The sequence below is a fragment of the Providencia sp. SP181 genome, assembly GCF_050446505.1.
Classification (GTDB): domain Bacteria; phylum Pseudomonadota; class Gammaproteobacteria; order Enterobacterales; family Enterobacteriaceae; genus Providencia; species Providencia vermicola.
This window is the reverse complement of the sequence record NZ_JBBPXM010000005.1, coordinates 245,997-263,483: the sequence shown is the minus strand read 5'-3', so window position 1 is coordinate 263,483 and position 17,487 is coordinate 245,997. Positions and strand designations below refer to the sequence as shown.

Sequence of the window (17,487 nt, the reverse complement as noted above, 5' to 3'; positions counted from 1 at the left end):
TTATTTATTTTTGAAATTTACTCGAGCTAGGGAAATAATCAAGCCATGCTAATTTTAAAAATAATTTAGATTAGCAAGATTTTAGGCTTTATATTAAAAGTAGATATAACTACTTAATTGGGTAACTCAGGTAGAACATTATATTTTTGAGTCAACATGAATGTTATTACTGGAGTCAAATGGGCTGACTACAGACTACGCATAGCAAGCGAAGCCAGAAATGGCAATTTCATATTATACTCCTCTATAGATAAAATAAGACTACATTTCCAGCGTTACCTTTAAGGTAACGCTTTTTTTTACTCAATATTTTATCGTATAATAAATGTGTATTTTTTCGCACCAATAACATAATCAGAATGGAATAACCGCCAATCTAGCACCAAATGTCCCTTAATAATGCAGAAAATCAATCTTTTCCCTATTTTTTGATAAAAGAACTTCACGAAAAGAAATATCCGCGTATGATATTTTCACTTCGCTGTGGGGCATCGATATAACAGATTATAAAGATAATTATACAACGGCGAATTTCTCTGCCAGGATCTGGCGTGAATAAATTGGATGTAACAATGACTTGGTCTGATTTCAAATCTCACTATCTCATCGGTTTTTGGAAACCTTTGCCCGCAGTGATTGCCGCAGGTATTTTATCAACCTACTACTTTGGCTTAACGGGTACATTTTGGGCCGTTACGGGTGAGTTCACTCGCTGGGGTGGACACATTATGCAACTCTTTGGCGCTCATCCAGAAACGTGGGGTTATTTCAAAGTCATTGGCTTTGAAGGATCACCACTTGATCGTATCGATGGCGTCATGATTATTGGTATGTTTGCGGGGTGTTTTGCCGCAGCGCTTTGGGCCAATAATATTAAATTACGAATGCCACAGCATCGTATTCGCATTTTCCAAGCTATTCTTGGTGGTATTATTGCTGGATTTGGTGCGCGTTTAGCGATGGGATGTAATTTGGCAGCATTCTTTACTGGGATCCCTCAGTTTTCTCTACACGCATGGTATTTCGCTGTTGCGACTGCGGCAGGGTCATATTTTGGCGCTAAGTTTACATTGATGCCGATGTTTAGGATCCCAGTCAAACTGAAAAAAGTCAGTGCGGCATCACCATTAACGCAAAATCATGATGTGGCGAAACGACGCTTTAAGTTAGGGATGATTATTTTTACCTTAGCATTGGCGTGGGGTTTTTATACCTTGCTTGACTCTCCAGTGATGGGTTTTGCTATCCTTTGTGGAATTGGCTTCGGCTTATTAATTGAACGAGCTCAAATTTGTTTTACTTCTGCTTTTCGTGATTTATGGATCACCGGTCGAACCCATATGGCTAAAGCCATTATTATTGGGATGGCTGTCAGTGCGATTGGTATCTTTAGCTATGTTCAATTGGGGGCTACACCTAAAATTTTATGGGCAGGCCCAAATGCAGTGATTGGCGGCTTACTATTTGGTTTTGGTATTGTCCTAGCGGGTGGCTGTGAAACAGGTTGGATGTACCGAGCAGTGGAAGGCCAGGTTCACTATTGGTGGGTTGGTTTTGGTAATATTATTGGTGCCACTATCCTCGCTTATTATTGGGATGATTTAGGCCCTTGGTTAGCGACCGATTTTGACAAAGTGAATTTATTAGAGACCTTTGGGCCACAAGGTGGTCTGTTGGTGACGTATGCATTATTGGCGGTGGCTTTTGTGCTGATGTTAGTCTGGGAGAAGCACTTTTTCCGTAAGCGTACACAAAAATCACAGCAAACATCAGCGGAGGCAATATGAGTAAGAAAGAAATTATCCCTGATTATCGTTTAGATATGGTCGGCGAACCTTGCCCATACCCTGCAGTCGCAACATTAGAAGCGATGCCATCACTAAAAAGTGGCGAAATATTGGAAGTGGTAAGCGATTGCCCACAATCCATTAATAATATTCCGTTAGATGCAAAAAACTACGGCTATACGGTTTTGGATATCCAGCAAGATGGGCCGACGATACGTTATTTAATCCAAAAATAACGGATACCCGAGATACCCGTCATACTTTGCGCCGCAGCGTTGTTGACTGCACTCACAGGCTCTAGTCACATACTTTAGTATGCTCCTAGAGCCTATTCGATTGTCGCCTAGCTGCAACACAATTTATTTAGGGTATCTTGGCGGTATGATAGGTCATATCATTCGTTGATTGACGAGATGAATTCTTGCCGCCGCGTTGTTGACTGCACTCACTGGCTCTAGTCACATACTTTAGTATGCTCCTAGAGCTTGTTTGGTGGTCGCCTAGCTGCAACACAAATTATTTAGGGTATCTTGGCGGTATGATAGGTCATATCATTCGTTGATTGACGAGATGAATTCTTGCCGCCGCGTTGTTGACTGCACTCACAGGCTCTAGTCACATACTTTAGTATGCTCCTAGAGCTTGTTCGGTGGTCGCCTAGCTGCAACACAAATTATTTAGGGTATCTTGGCGGTATGATAGGCCATATCAATCGTTGATTGACGAGATGAATTCTTGCCGCCGCGTTGTTGACTGCACTCATAGGCTCTAGTCACATACTTTAGTATGCTCCTAGAGCCTGTTCGGTGGTCGCCTAGCTGCAACACAAATTATTTAGGGTATCTTGGCGGTATGATAGGCCATATCATTCGTTGATTGACGAGGTGAATTCTTGCCGCCGCGTTATTGACTGCACTCATAGGCTCTAGTCACATCCCTATGATTGCTCCCCATATTTCAAGTGGTGGCTTTGTTGGCTTCGTTAGTCACATACTTGTGTATGCTCCGCGTATCCTCACTCGCCGTCTTGCCACCTCATGACTATTTAGAGCAATGCAGTGATTATCATGATGCAATGCATTCATATTTTGAATTAGTGGTGGTTATTCGTCCTGCCAGCTAGCAATATCTAACACCAGCTCACATTCATCATCGATGTATCCGCCAGTTGGAATAAACCCCAGTTTTTTATAAAACTCAAATGGGCTTTCTTCCCCTTCACCACAGCTATTATAAAGGCGTGGATAACCTTTCTTTTTTAGATAACGTATTACTTGGATTAATGCTTCGCGACCAAAGCCTAATTTTTGGTAAGGCTCCGCTATCATGAAGCGCCAGAGCATGATGCCATCATATTCGAGCTCGTCATCATCTAAACCAGAGTGCAGCATGATAAATCCAACGGGGGTATCATCCGCATAAATCCCTCTGTACCAGGCACAGTCTGAAAACTGTGCCTCAACCATTGAGTAAGCATTATCAGCAACCATATTACGTTGTGCTTCACTCAGTGTGTGGCTAAGTAGGCAAATTTCTGAGAAATTGTCCGCAGTGATTTTTTGTAAGGTAACTAATGAATTTTCATCCACTTCAGGTTCGATAAGCTCTTTCATGACTATTCCTTCGATAGAATATTGACCATAATTCCAATAATGGAGGCTGATATTTATTATTTTTATTTAACAAATTTGAAACTAAAGTAAATTTGTTACAGGGTTGTAATTTAATCAACCAGAGATTTCACAACCAGTCAATGACTTAATTGTGGCTATGCAAGCGGAGTCTAAAAAGAAATGGCAACTTACTTTTTAGTGCGTTGCCATCGTGAGATAAGAAAGAAAATTTAAGAAGGGTTAGTGTTCTGCTTCACCGCCCAGAACATCAATCAAGCGAGCGATTAAGGCGCTCAGTTCGCTTGTCATTAGAACATAATCCGCATCAAATTTTTGTGCGTAATCTTCTTTGCCGATGTCGTCATTTTGGTCTTTCAATGTATCACTGAATTTAAGTCTTTTTAGCGAACCATCATCAGATAACATAAATTGAATGCGCTCTTCCCAATCTAAAGCGATCTTCGTGACGAGTTTACCTGCCTCGATATGTGTCGCAATTTCATCAGAGATCAGATCTTGCTTCTTACAGCGAATAATTCCGCCTTCTTCTAAGATAGCTTTTAGCTCAGCTTCATCCATCACAGCAAAGCCTTGAGGGAGTGAGCCTGAACGGATCCATTCGGTGAGTGTGAGTTCAATTGGGTCTTTAAATGTAAGAGGAACAACAGGAAGAGAGCCTAAACTTTTACGTAATAAGGCTAAGTTATCTTCAGCGCGTTTCGCACTTGCTGCATCGACAATAATGAGTTGATTGACGGTATCAATCCAAATATAGGTTTTGCTAAATTTACTGAATGCGCGAGGTAGTAAGGTGTGAACGACTTCGTCTTTTAAGGCATCTTTTTCAGTTTTTTTGAGTTTTCGGCCTTGGTCTGCTTCGAGTTTCTCTATTTTGTCCTGTACTTCTTGTTTAATGACAGGAGATGGCAGCATTTTTTCTTCTTTTTTAGCACAAATCAGAATTTGGTTACCTGCAGCGTGGGTTAAGGCATCTGCACCATTCATCGGCGCGACCCAACCTGTTTGCATCATGTCTTGGCTGCCGCAAGGGTGATAGGCAAGTGCGGCAAGTTGTTTTTCCAGATCGTCTGCAGAGAGTGCCAAATCTCGATTCAGGCGATAGACCAATATATTCTTGAACCACATGAAAAACCTACCTTTGTTGATAAATAGCCAGTTAGAGCAGGGGCCTATGATAACGAATTGTCGGTTATTAAGCGAAAAAAATATATTTGGCCTAAGGTCCTATTAAGGAAGTTAAGCAATCCCTCAGTTTTTATCTCTTATACTTGAAAAAAGCATCCTAGACAGGTCATGATGGTGAAAATAAACAAGAAAATCAAAGAGAGCTGCGCAATGAGAATAGGAATTGACCTAGGTGGCACGAAAATTGAAGTGATTGCATTAGATGATGATGGTGAAACCTTATTTCGTAAGCGTGTTTCAACACCAAAAGGCGACTATCCTGCAACACTCAGCGCTATTGTCGGTTTGGTAAATGATGCGGAAACGGCAACTGGGCAAACAGGAAGTGTGGGAGTTGGAATTCCAGGCACCTTATCTCCTGTGACTGGAAAAGTGAAAAATGCCAATTCAACATGGCTGAATGGCCAGTTTTTTGATGCCGATTTAGGAAAATTATTAGGGCGTGAAGTTAAAGTCGCGAATGATGCGAATTGTTTAGCGGTATCCGAAGCGGTTGATGGCGCAGGTGCGGGGGCAAAAGTGGTCTTTGCCGTGATCATTGGGACGGGGTGTGGCGCAGGTATTGCACTTGATGGGCAAGTACACTCAGGCGGCAATGGCGTAGCAGGGGAATGGGGACACAATCCATTACCCTGGCAAGATGATAGCGACAGGCAGTTCTTATCAAATGAAAACTGCTATTGTGGCTTAACAGGCTGCACAGAGTTGTTTGTCTCTGGGACAGGCTTTATGGCCGATTATGCTAAATTATCGGGTGAGGCAAAAATAGGTTTAGACATTGTTAAGTTAGCCCAAGAAGGGGATAAATTTGCTAAAATTGCGATGGATAATTATTTGAATCGACTAGCAAAAGCATTAGGGCAGGCGATCAATATGCTTGACCCTGATGTCATCGTGTTAGGGGGAGGAATGAGTAACGTAGATAGCCTCTATGAAGAGCTACCCACACGCATTCGCTCATGGGTATTTGGGCGTGAGTGTGATACACCCATTCGTAAAGCGGTGCATGGCGATTCGAGCGGGGTACGCGGCGCGGCTTGGCTATTTTCGTCCTAATTTACGTTGTGGCGGTGTTAGCTGCACTCGGCTACTCAGGTCACATACTTGTGTATGCTCCCTGAGCTAGCCTCCTTTGCCGCCTAGCCACACCGAAAATTAGTTAGAAAATAATAGGGTTCTCTATTTGTCCTAATTTACGTTGTGGCGGTGTCAGTTGTACTCGGCTACTCATTTTTTCATCATACTTCAAGCTGTGACTACGTTGGCTTCATTCAGCCACCCTAGTCACATACTTGTGTATGCTCCTAGGGATGTCTTCATTTTGCCGCCTTGCCACAACTCGAATTATTTAGAAAAAAGCGTGGATGTGATGAAAATTAACAAGAAATAGAGTGTTAGTTTTCATGTTTAAATAATCATCTTTTATTGCTTAAATTAAATTTATATTAATTAAAAATTAAATAATACGTATATTTATAAAACATAAAATTTAAGTTAAATAAGTTTCTCAATACTAAGTGATATCAATCACAATTCTTTTTTTCCTACGAAAATTATTCACAAAACACTAAAAAAATAATTTCAGTTATTTGGCGTGAATTTGTCATGAATAATTCATTTTTGTGACAGATATAAAAATCAGGCTCGATAAAAAGATGAAAACCGTGATTTAGTCACAAAAAATGGTTACTGTTTGCAGTGTATTATCATTAAAAATTGACGTTATGCACATTGTGTAAAATTTTAATGCCATTTTGTTGGTTATTTGCTCAATGGCATAAGGTGTGTATACGGATTCGAGAGGCAATTTTCTCTCAATAAAGGCAACTAAGGGGATCAAATGAATAAAGTATTGAAGCTCTCAACACTTGCTATGTTAGTCGCATTTAATGCGAACGCGGCAACGGTTGATTTACGTGTTATGGAAACATCAGACGTTCACAGTAACCTTGTAGACTTCGACTATTATAAAGATAAACCAACAGAACAATTTGGTTATGTTCGTACTGCGACTTTAATTAAAGCGGCGAAACAAGAAGCTACAAACGCTGTACTCGTGGATAACGGAGACTTAATCCAAGGTAGCCCACTGGCTGACTATATCGTTGGTGAAGGCCTAAAAGATGGCGAATCTCACCCTGCGCACAAACTACTGAATACAATGGGTTACACCGTCGGTAACTTTGGTAACCATGAGTTCAACTTTGGATTAGATTTCTTGCATAAAGCCATTGAGGGGGCAAAATTCCCATATATCAATGCCAATATTATTGATGCAAAAACAGGTAAAAACTACTTCAACCCATACATTATTGTTGATACGCCAGTTAAAGATAGAGACGGGAAAACGCATACCATTAAAGTGGGTTACATCGGTTTTGTTCCACCTCAAATTCTTATTTGGGATAAACCAAACTTAGAAGGCAAAGTTTTAGTTAATGACATTACTGAAACGGCGAAAAAATTTGTGCCTCAAATGAAAAAAGAAGGCGCTGATTTAGTTGTTGCTATTCCTCACTCAGGTTTCTCTCAAGAGCCTTACAAGGCAATGGCTGAAAACTCCGTGTATTACCTCAGTGAAGTCCCAGGAATTGACGCCATTATGTTTGGTCACTCACATGGTGTGTTCCCAAGCAAAGACTTTAGCGATATCAAAGGTGTCGACATTGCAAAAGGAACTGTCAATGGTGTTCCAGCTGTTATGCCAGGTCAATGGGGGGATCATTTAGGGGTTGTCGATTTAGTGGTTAGCAATGACGATGGTGCATGGAAAGTGGTTGATGCAACAGCACATGCTCGCCCTGTTTATGACAAACCAAATAAAAAAGCCCTTGTTGAACGTGATGGCGACCTTGCGAAAATTATCGAAAAAGAGCACGAAGATACCCGTAAGTTTGTCGGTAAACATATTGGTAAAGCGTCTGAAAACATGTACAGCTTCTTAGCGTTGGTGCAAAGTGACCCAACGGTACAAATTGTCAATGATGCGCAAATCGATTACACCAAAAATTTCATTCAGGGTGACCCTGATCTGGCCGATTTACCCGTGTTAGCAGCAGCCGCACCGTTTAAAGCGGGTGGTCGTAAGAATTCACCAACTGAATTTATTGAAGTCGAAAAAGGTGATTTAACGTTCCGTAATGCAGCGGATCTTTACCTGTATCCAAACACGTTAGTTGTGGTTAAAGCAACGGGGGCGGATGTGGTTGAATGGCTAGAATGTTCTGCGGGTATGTATAACCAAATCGACCCACAATCAACGGCGCCACAAAGCTTGCTGAACTGGAACGGTTTCAGAACGTATAACTTCGACACAATAAGTGGCGTGGATTATCAAATCGACCTGACCCAGCCTGCGAAATATGATGTTGATTGCCAAACCGTGAATAAAGATGCTAACCGAATCAAAAACGTCACTTACCAAGGTAAACCGATTGATCCAAAAGCAACTTTCTTAGTGGCAACCAACAACTATCGTGGCTACGGTGGTAAATTCGCAGGTACAGGTGATAGTAATATTGCATTTGCTTCTCCAGATGAAAACCGTTCAATTTTAGCCGCGTATATTGCTAAAGTGTCTAAAGAAAAAGGTGAAATTTCAACGAAAGCGGCAAACAACTGGTCATTTACACCAATTAAGACAGACAAAAAACTGGATGTTCGCTTTGAAACTGCACCAAGTGAAAAAGCGGCTAACTTTATTAAAGAAAATGCACAGTATCCAATGAAAAAAGTGGGTACTGATGACATTGGTTTCGCTATCTACCAAGTGGATCTAACGGCTAAGTAAGCGTTTTAATTAACGTTATAGTGAGCCTGCCCTATTGGGTGGGCTTTTTTATATTAATAAAATAAGAAAAATGGGGTAGGAAGATATTTTGATGGTAAATAAATAACGCTCGGCGCATTTTACTGACAACTATCGAAACACGTCGAGCGGTTATTGATTTTTGACACCTAATAAATTATTCATAAAACACATTCAACATAGGTAGTTTACTGAACTTATCGTATTCGACTTTAACATACTCAGATTCTATTTTTTTGCCATTTTTTAAAGAGCCTGTCATTGAAATGTCTTTTCCTTTTCGGTAGCACACAACATTGACACGTTCTTGGTCATTCGCATTTATAGCACATTGTGGTTCATACACAGAACCAGTGAATGTGATTGTCCCTCCTGATGAGTTATTACTAGCATAGGTGAAAGAACAACTTGAAATGATTATAGCAACTACAGATGTGAGTAAAGATAAACGTTTCATAGTCCACCCCCTAAATAACACTGAGAACAGTGTTTTTTTGCCTTCACTTTTAGTGTAGTTCAATTATTAGTAATGCAAACTAAATTTTCTAAATATATTTGGATTTTAGTATTGGAGCGATTTAGTTCATTGATAAACATCAAAATTTATTTGATTCTTATATCATTCGATTGATCGTTAATCATTGTTTTTTTTGAATTAATAGCAAAGAAGGGTAGTGTGAAATTATCTTTTTATTTAAGTTAAATTTTATTGGTAAATATGTTTTTTGAATTTATTGTTCCATTAAATAAATTTTAAATATAAAAGTAATTTGGTGTTCTATTTTCTTTATTAAGGTAATCGTTAGTGATGATTTATTTTGTGGGGGATTTAAGAAATGGTGAAAATAAAATGCCCTTATAAATAGTTTTATAAGGGCATTTATTTTAAAATCTTACTGTTTCATTTTATTTGAAAACTTTGAAACGTACATCGTCATCCATAAAGGCTTTATCACCTGCTGGCGCATTAATCGAACCAAATACCATTTGAGCACGTAAGACCCAATTAGCAGGTGTGTTCCACGTTTTTTGTACATCATTATCCACTAATGGATTGTAGTGTTGTAATGATGCGCCGATATTTTCTTGAGACAACGCAGTCCACACAGCGAATTGTGCAATACCACTTGCTTGCTCTGACCAAATTGGGAAGTTATCTGCATATAAAGGGAATTGCTCTTGCAAACCTTTTACAATGTCTTGGTCTTCAAAAAACAGGATAGAACCTGCTCCCGCTGCAAAACTATCAATTTTTTGTTCGGTAGCGGCAAAAGCTTGATCTGGCACAATTTTACGCAGAGCTTCTTTGGTCATATTCCATAATTTCTTATGTTCAGCGCCAAACAGAATGACCACACGCGAAGTTTGTGAATTAAACGACGATGGTGAATGCTTTACAGCTTCTTTAATTAATTTTGTTACGTGTTCTTCAGATACAGGTAAAGCATCGCCGAGGTTATAAATAGTACGACGATTTTTAATCATTTCGATAAATGCGTTAGACATTTTAGTCTCCTAGATCTTCATTAGCGCACGGCATTTTATAGAATCTATCTTAGAAGCCGCAGTTCGTTTCAATAGTAACTACTATAACGGGGGAAAGTTAAAATCATAGAAAAAAAATTTAACCGTAAGGTTCAAAATTTTAGGCTAAGATTTATTTTTATAAATAAGTAATAAATTCAATATATTAAATTTATTTTTTTGCAGTATTTAGTTTTTGATAAGTTAAAATAGGACATTGGGCATCAAATGGGTAGAAAAAAATTGAGGATATTAAAGGGGGAAAGATGTATCAAGATAAAGGGTCTAGCGGGGGCGTAATCCCGCTAGACAAAAATGATAACTAGTTTTACTTAATTGAGTTCACTGACATCTTTGGTAATTTCAATTTTGGTTCCACCAAAGTTATCAATGATATATTTTCTGACAGCTTCAGTGTGGTACAACTGTGCTAATTTAGCAAATTTAGGGTCATCTTTATTATCCGATTTTACGACTAATAAATTAATATTGTTCTTGATAGTGTCATCATTTTGTTCTCTAAATAAAGAATCTTTTAACACATTAAGTCCACCTTCTTGTGCTGCAGTATTACCGATAATGGCAATATCGACATCAGGCAAAGCTCTTGGGCCATGTGCATATTTTATTTGTCTAAATACCAAATCTTTTGGGTTTGCAATAATATCATTAGTCGACCCAGTCGCTTGATTAAAATCAGGTTTTAATGTGATTAATTGAGCCTTTTCAAGTAATTTTAGTGCGCGTATATGATTAGCTGCATCATTAGGGATAGCCACAATGGCTTGTTTAGGCAAATCTGCAAGGTTTTTATGTTTTACCGAATAAATGCCCATTGGTTCAAAATAAGTGGTGGAAATCGCGGCCAATTTATTATTATGGTTTTTATTGAAGTCTTTTAAAAAACCCCATGATTGAAATGCATTGACATCAACGTCCCCATCAATTGTTGCCACATTAAGTGTGATCCCATCATCAATGATTTTGACATCAATATCTAAATTTGCTTCTTTCGCACTTGGAGATTGCGCAATAAATTTCCATATATCAGCATCACTTCCATGGCTGCCAATAATAATTTTTTGCGATGTTTGTTCTTGCTGATTTGGCTTATCGGTTGAACTTTCCTCTTGTGAACAAGCGGTTAGCGTAGAAAATGACAAAGCTAATAATAATGCAGATATTTTTTTCATTCGATTATCTCTAATAATTTTTGTTGGTGATATCTAATCAAACAAAAATAGTTTTTTATAAATAATATTTTATTCAGACTCTAAGCTTTTGGTTATATACAGAAAATACACATGGACTCATTCGAAATTGTTATATCGATATAGTTTTAAATTATTTTTAGCAATATTTATTGTGGTATCTAATCAGATATTAAAAATAAACGTGAAAATTCTTCACCATCTAAAAAATAATTTAAAAGGTTGATTAATTATGTCTTTAACACAATTGCCTATTATTGATTTACATGAACTTGATAATCCTGAAACCAGAGATGACTTTTATAAAAAGCTACGTTTTATCGCTCGTGAAATCGGTTTCTTTTATTTAGTTGGTCATAACATTACACCAGAATCTCGTGAGCAGCTCTTAACCACGACAAAACAATTTTTTGCCTTACCAAAGGCAGAAAAAGAAACGATTTCTATGGCGCATTCTCGCCATTTTCGCGGCTACACTGCGTCAACAGAAGAAAGCACTCGAAATCAGCCTGATTACCGTGAACAAATTGATATTGGTGAAGAGTTACCCGCGCTCGAACTGACAGAAAATGACCCAATTTGGTTTAACTTACATGGACCAAACCAATGGCCTCAGGCCTTACCCGAGCTGAAACAGCAAGCGCTGGCATGGCAAAGTGATATGCGTGCCATTGCAGTGAAGCTCATCAAAGCATTTTTGGTTGCTTTAGATCTCCCTGAAAATAGCTTTGAGCACATTATTGCTGAACCTGCCCAGCATTTATTGAAGCTTATACACTATCCCGCGAGAGAAGATAATAACGATGGAGAACAAGGTGTTGGTGCTCATAAAGATGCAGGTATTTTAACCTTATTGTGGCAAGACAACAGTGGCGGCCTACAAGTCGAAACGGATAATGGCTGGATTGATGTCGCGCCATTGGAAAATGCATTTGTTGTAAATATTGGTGAAGTGTTTGAATTAGCAACTAACGGTTATTTACGAGCTAACGTGCACCAAGTTGTGAGAAAGAAAAACAGTGATTCCCGTTATTCCATCGCTTATTTTATTACCCCAAGTGTGTTTGCTGATGAAGTGCCATTATTAACCTTACCAAGTTATTTAGCACAACAAGCTTTAGGGCCTGATAGCGATCCTCTCAACCCTTTATTTACCAATTTAGGAAAAAATGTGATTAAAGGCCGTTTACGTTCACATTTAGCTGTAACACGCAGATTTTACCCTGCGGAATATGCGCAAATAATAAATAACAGTAATATCCTATAACGAATAGAACAAATTGACATTGATAAAAGAAAATCAGTTGGAGCTAAGTATGTCAGATCAAAGTTACAAAAAAGACTTAAATGGAAGGGCATTATCGCCTGAAACCTTAATGATGAGTTATGGGTATGACCCGCAGCTTTCAGAAGGGTCGATTAAGCCTCCCGTTTTTCTGACGTCAACGTTTGTATTTAAAACGGCTCAGGAAGGAAAAGATTTCTTTAATTTGGTTAGTGGGCGCACACAAGCGCCTAGTCACCAGAAGCAAGGGCTCGTCTATTCACGATTTAATCACCCCAACAGTGAAATTGTTGAGGACCGGTTAGCGTTGTATGAAGGGGCACAAAGTGCCGCTTTATTTTCATCCGGTATGTCAGCGATTACCACTTGTTTGATGGCGGTGTTACAACCTGGAGATGTATTACTGCATTCACAACCACTCTATGGTGGAACAGAAACTTTGTTTCTCAATACGTTAAAGCGGTTTGGTATTACATCAGTGCCTTTTCAAAATGGCTGTGATTTAAACGCTGTTTTAGACGTGGCAAATAGTATTGAGCAAGGCCAAAAGATTGCGGCCATTTATATTGAAACGCCATCAAACCCGCTAAATACAGTGGTTGATATTGAGTTATTGAGCCAAGCAGCGAAACTAATTGGTCAAAAACAAGGTGGAGAAGCCCCACTATTGATTTGTGACAATACGTTATTGGGCCCTGTATTTCAAAAACCTCTCGCATTAGGTGCGGATTTAAGTGTGTACTCACTAACTAAATATGTGGGTGGACATTCGGACCTTGTTGCAGGGGCTGTTGCAGGTAGCCATGAACTGGTGAAAAAAGTCAAAGCGCAACGTAATGCCATCGGAACGCAATTAGACCCGCATTCAAGCTGGATGTTAGGACGTTCTTTGGAAACGCTGCAATTGCGGATGGAGAGGGCAAATAACAGTGCACAAACGCTGGCTGAATTTTTATATCAGCACCCGAAAGTGAGCAAAGTGCATTTCCCTGCATTTTTTCCGAAAGGCAGTGTTGAACACCACGTTTATCAGAAACAATGTAGTGGTGCAGGTTCAACGTTCTCCATTAATGTTGGAAAAGATGAAGCTGATGCGTTCCGTTTTTTAGATAATCTCGCGATTTTTAAACTAGCAGTGAGCTTGGGGGGAACGGAATCATTGGCAAGCCACCCTGCTTCAACAACGCACTCAGGTGTTGCACAAGCAGTACGTGAGAAAATTGGGATTAGTGATAACTTAGTGCGTTTATCTATTGGTATCGAGAATGTAAATGACCTAAAACATGCATTAGAGCAAGCATTAGACGCCATCTAAGCGATTAAATATTATGGAGAGGAATAGGTTTGCTCCTCTCCATTTTCTTGACTAATTTAACCGATATTGAGATGGTAGCTCGCTAAAACCAAGGCCATTGGCTTTTTTCACGTTAATCTGTACTGGAATACGCTCTTTCATCGCTTCTACATGACTAATAACGCCAATCATTTTCCCTGAAGCATTCAGACTTTCAAGAGCATCAAGGGCAATATCTAGCGTTTCGGCATCCAAAGTACCAAATCCTTCATCTAGAAATAGTGACTCTAATTGTGTGCGGTTGCTGACCATGTCTGAAAGTGCCAGTGCTAATGCTAAACTAACAAGAAAGCTTTCTCCCCCAGATAACGTTTTGATATCTCTGACAGAATCAGCCTGCCAGCTATCGATAACTTGTAACTCTAAGTTAGCTTGGTGGCTACGTTGCAATATATAGCGGCCATGGAGCTTATCGAGTTGTTGGTTGGCTAACGTTACCAAACAATCAAGCGTTAGGCCTTGTGCATAGCGGCGGAATTTATCCCCTTCAGCGGAACCAATGAGTGCATTTAAATAACTCCAATCATCGTAACTGAGTTGGCTTTTTTCTATTTCTTGCAGTAAATCTTGTTGCTGGTGGCGTTGTTGTCTATCGGTATCTAAGCGATTAATAATGCGCCCTTGTTGTTGATTATATTGTTTAATTTCCTCATCGAGGGTTGTGATAATGTCGTTTAATTGTGCCTCAGAAAGTGACGAAAAATCTGTGGAACGTTGCTGACTAAGGGCTTCGAGTGCTTGCATGCCTTCTTGATGGCGGGTCTCACTTTGCAATAGCGTTTGGCTGACTCGTTGCTTTAACGCTTCTAACTGTTGTTTTTCTTCAAGGTTTAACAATGCCTCAAGGAAGGTTTGTTGCGTGCTAAATGGGCTTTTTGCCAGTGCATCATTAAATTGCTCTTGCGCTTGTTGATGTTCGAATTTGGCTTTATTGAGTGTCTTGATAATCTCCTGCAAGCGACCATTAAGTGAGGCAATATTTTTATCAACTTCATTTAGCTGTTGACTAAGTTGTTCTTGAGCTAACGAAAGCGCCTCTTGTTGAGTATTCATCTGTTGGATAAATAGAGGTATAGGTAGTCCTGAAAGTTGTGTTTTGCGCTCAGCGTTTTTTTGCTGAAGGACTATATTAGCTTGTTTAAATTGAGTTTCTTCTTTTTCAATTTGCTGATTGAGTTGCTTTAATTGGTCGGATTCAGATTTAAGTGTGGCGCTTGTGACCTCAATTTTTTGGTTTAGAGCCTGCGCGGTGATTTTTTGAGTATTGTAAAACTCACCACGTTGAGTGATATCACTCACCCATTTATCAAAGTTTTCACTTTCTGGTAAGTTCAGATCAAAATGGACTAAAGCTGTTTGAAATTGCTCAGTTTGTTCATTTTTTCGTTGCTGTAATTGAGCTAGTTCTCTCTGCGATTCATCAAATAATTGGGTTTGATATTTTAATCGCTCTTCAATGAGTGAAAGGCCTGCTTGTTGTTGAGTTAAATACGTTTGCTGGTCGTGCTGCAACTGCTTAGCTTGCTGATATTCACGCTCTAATGTCATGAATTCATGGGTGATTTTTTGTTGTTGTGTTAGTTTAGCGGTTAGCTCATTGATAAAGGCACTCACCGCCTGCTCGTTCAGTGCTAATTCAGGTGTAAGTGCTTGCTCACATGTTTTTTTCCAGTTGTGAACCAAGCTATCTAGGTGAGCAGTGGTTTGCTGCAATTGTTGTGCTTGCTCTTTTTGGCGTAGCTGCTGTGTTTCGGATAGCGTGGATAACTTAGTTTGTTGTTGTTTAAGGTGGTCAAGCTGCTCAGTTAAGTGAATGAGTTGCTGTTGTGTTTCGCTCAGGTGAATGGATTGGTATGTTTGTACCGCTGGATGTTGCGTGGAACCACATAGTGGGCACGGTTTTCCTGAAACGAGTTGTTGACGTTCTTGCTCTAAACTGACAATTTTCTGTTCTAATTGGTACTTTTCATTGGTTAGTTTGATGCGAGGTGCCAACTCATTGATTTGAGACTCAGTCAGTTCGCGTTCTTTTTGTGTTTGGCTGCTCTGTTGCTGTAAATCAGCATGTTGCTGATTGTGTTGCTGTAATTGGTTTTGCGCACTCAGGTATTGGGACAACATTAACGGTAATAATTTGGCATGCTGTAAACGCGTTTGCAGTTGCTCAATCTGTTGATTAACTGCATAAATATCGTATTTTTCTTGGTCGGCTTTGTATTGTTGTTCTTGTCTTTTAAACGCGAGTGTGTGTTTTTCTAAGGTGGACGTAGTCTGTGTTAATTCTTCTGTGCGTTTTTGTTTATCCACTTGCAGTTGTTCAATTTCGTTTGAGAGTTTCTTTTGTTTCTGTAATAAGGTATTGAGCTGATCTCCTAATTCAAAAATAAAACGCCCTTGCTGTTTCCAACTGCCTATTTGCGCGTTGATATCTGCATCTTTTTGTTTTTCATTTAGAAATATGTTCAACTCGTTAAGTTGATGGGTTGCTTGTTGAATCTGGCCTTGTGTCTCATTTATCCACTGTTGTTTTTGTTCAAAAGTTACCTTTTTTTCAGCTATTTGTTGTTTTAATTCGTGTTGTTGCTGCGTTAACTGCAAAATTTGGTTATCGAGAGGGCGAACTGTTTCATCAATCATTTGGTTTTGTTGTTTTACAAAATCAATATGTTTGCGGTGTTCATCCTGAGATTGAATGAGTGTGGCTTGTAGCGGCGTTCGTTCGGCCTGTTGTTTTTCCAGATTGAGTTGTAACTGCTGCTGTTGTTCTGTGTATTCAGTGAGTTGCCTCTGTAGACTTTCAATATTTTGCCAAAGAGGGCGTAGCGACTCCGCAGGTTCGCCATTCGATAGTTTCTTCAGTTGTGGTTGCGCCGTTTGGTATTCAAGTTGGGCATTTTTTAGTTCATTATCAAGTGATTGTAATCTCACAGTGAGCTGGTTGTGTTGTTGCCACCAATTAAGTTCCTGTTGATGCTGTGCACGCTTTTGCTTTATTTCAGTTTCGTGTTTCAGTAACGTATTTTGCTGTTCTAGCAGCTCTTGGTGTTCTGATTCCGTAAGTAAATTAATACTTTGCGCTCTGGCTTTTAAGAGATCTAAATCTGTTTTTGCTTGCTTGTGTTGGTTAAAAATATATTTGGATATTTGGCTATAAATTTCTGTGCCTGTAATTTCTTCAAGTAGGTCAGCGCGTTCTTTTTCGGAAGCGTTTAAGAAAGCGGCAAAGTCCCCTTGCGATAGCAAGATGGATTTTGTAAAGCGGCCAAAATCTAACCCTGTAATTTTGGTTATTTGGTCGCGAATTTCAGATACCTTAACGGTAATGATTTTGCCATCAGCCACTTGGGCAAGTTCCGCTTTCGGTGGTTGCAAGTTGCCATCTGGTTTATTACCTGCGCGGCGTTGGCTCCAAAATGCGCGATAGGCCGCACCTTTGACTTCAAATTCCACTTCAGCAAGGCAGTCCCCGGTGTGGCGGGTCATCAGCTCGTTTTGGCTTGCGGAAATTGAATCTAATCGTGGTGTCCGATGATATAGCGCTAAGCAGATGGCATCCAATAAGGTGGTTTTCCCCGCACCCGTTGCGCCTGTGATGGCAAATAGCCCCTGGCTGGCAAACGGCTCTTGCGTAAAGTCAATTTTCCATTCACCTTTGAGAGAATTAATATTTTTGAGGCGTAAGCTTAAGATTTTCATATC

At 39.6% G+C, this 17,487-nt stretch carries 12 protein-coding genes; 6 read left to right on the top strand and 6 right to left on the bottom strand.

Annotated features, from left to right (window positions below; genetic code table 11):
* The first annotated feature begins 572 nt into the window (after nt 1-572).
* Together yedE and yedF are read left to right on the top strand one after the other, a co-directional pair.
* Nucleotides 573-1,787: a selenium metabolism membrane protein YedE/FdhT gene (gene yedE, locus AABS66_RS11035; RefSeq protein WP_206084790.1), complete on the top strand. Its 1,215-nt coding sequence runs from the start codon at nt 573-575 to the stop codon at nt 1,785-1,787.
* Entirely contained in the window at nt 1,784-2,023 is a 240-nt protein-coding gene (yedF, locus tag AABS66_RS11030) for a sulfurtransferase-like selenium metabolism protein YedF (protein WP_206084545.1), read from the top strand. Before yedE ends, yedF begins: the two co-directional genes overlap by 4 nt.
* A gap of 867 nt (nt 2,024-2,890) precedes the next feature.
* Here the strand turns inward: yedF and AABS66_RS11025 are convergent.
* Together AABS66_RS11025 and rdgC are read right to left on the bottom strand one after the other, a co-directional pair.
* Nucleotides 2,891-3,400, bottom strand: a complete 510-nt coding sequence (locus AABS66_RS11025) for a GNAT family N-acetyltransferase (protein WP_206084546.1) — start codon at nt 3,398-3,400, stop codon at nt 2,891-2,893.
* A gap of 240 nt (nt 3,401-3,640) precedes the next feature.
* Nucleotides 3,641-4,546, bottom strand: coding sequence for a recombination-associated protein RdgC (gene rdgC, locus AABS66_RS11020; RefSeq protein ID WP_430224915.1), 906 nt, complete (start codon nt 4,544-4,546; stop codon nt 3,641-3,643).
* A 210-nt stretch (nt 4,547-4,756) separates the two neighbouring features.
* On the opposite strand from rdgC, the gene mak reads away from it, so the two are divergent.
* Nucleotides 4,757-5,662 (top strand): fructokinase, encoded by a 906-nt coding sequence (gene mak, locus AABS66_RS11015; RefSeq protein WP_206084548.1) that lies wholly within the window; start codon nt 4,757-4,759, stop codon nt 5,660-5,662.
* A 784-nt stretch (nt 5,663-6,446) separates the two neighbouring features.
* Nucleotides 6,447-8,396 (top strand): bifunctional 2',3'-cyclic-nucleotide 2'-phosphodiesterase/3'-nucleotidase, encoded by a 1,950-nt coding sequence (locus tag AABS66_RS11010; RefSeq protein WP_206084549.1) that lies wholly within the window; start codon nt 6,447-6,449, stop codon nt 8,394-8,396.
* A gap of 175 nt (nt 8,397-8,571) precedes the next feature.
* On the opposite strand, the gene AABS66_RS11005 is transcribed toward AABS66_RS11010, so the two are convergent.
* The 3 genes from AABS66_RS11005 to AABS66_RS10995 form a co-directional block, all read right to left on the bottom strand.
* Nucleotides 8,572-8,871, bottom strand: coding sequence for a type 1 fimbrial protein (locus tag AABS66_RS11005; RefSeq protein WP_206084550.1), 300 nt, complete (start codon nt 8,869-8,871; stop codon nt 8,572-8,574).
* A gap of 449 nt (nt 8,872-9,320) precedes the next feature.
* Entirely contained in the window at nt 9,321-9,920 is a 600-nt protein-coding gene (locus AABS66_RS11000; RefSeq protein ID WP_206084551.1) for a nitroreductase family protein, read from the bottom strand.
* A 350-nt stretch (nt 9,921-10,270) separates the two neighbouring features.
* Nucleotides 10,271-11,131 (bottom strand): MetQ/NlpA family ABC transporter substrate-binding protein, encoded by an 861-nt coding sequence (locus AABS66_RS10995; RefSeq protein ID WP_272538978.1) that lies wholly within the window; start codon nt 11,129-11,131, stop codon nt 10,271-10,273.
* A 250-nt stretch (nt 11,132-11,381) separates the two neighbouring features.
* Here AABS66_RS10995 and AABS66_RS10990 point away from each other — a divergent pair, with 250 nt between their 5' ends.
* Nucleotides 11,382-12,416: an isopenicillin N synthase family dioxygenase gene (locus AABS66_RS10990; RefSeq protein WP_206084553.1), complete on the top strand. Its 1,035-nt coding sequence runs from the start codon at nt 11,382-11,384 to the stop codon at nt 12,414-12,416.
* A gap of 49 nt (nt 12,417-12,465) precedes the next feature.
* Nucleotides 12,466-13,749, top strand: coding sequence for a cystathionine gamma-synthase family protein (locus tag AABS66_RS10985; RefSeq protein ID WP_206084554.1), 1,284 nt, complete (start codon nt 12,466-12,468; stop codon nt 13,747-13,749).
* A 51-nt stretch (nt 13,750-13,800) separates the two neighbouring features.
* Here AABS66_RS10985 and AABS66_RS10980 read toward each other — a convergent pair whose 3' ends face one another.
* Nucleotides 13,801-17,484, bottom strand: a complete 3,684-nt coding sequence (locus AABS66_RS10980) for an AAA family ATPase (protein WP_206084555.1) — start codon at nt 17,482-17,484, stop codon at nt 13,801-13,803.
* Nucleotides 17,485-17,487 lie beyond the last annotated feature (3 nt).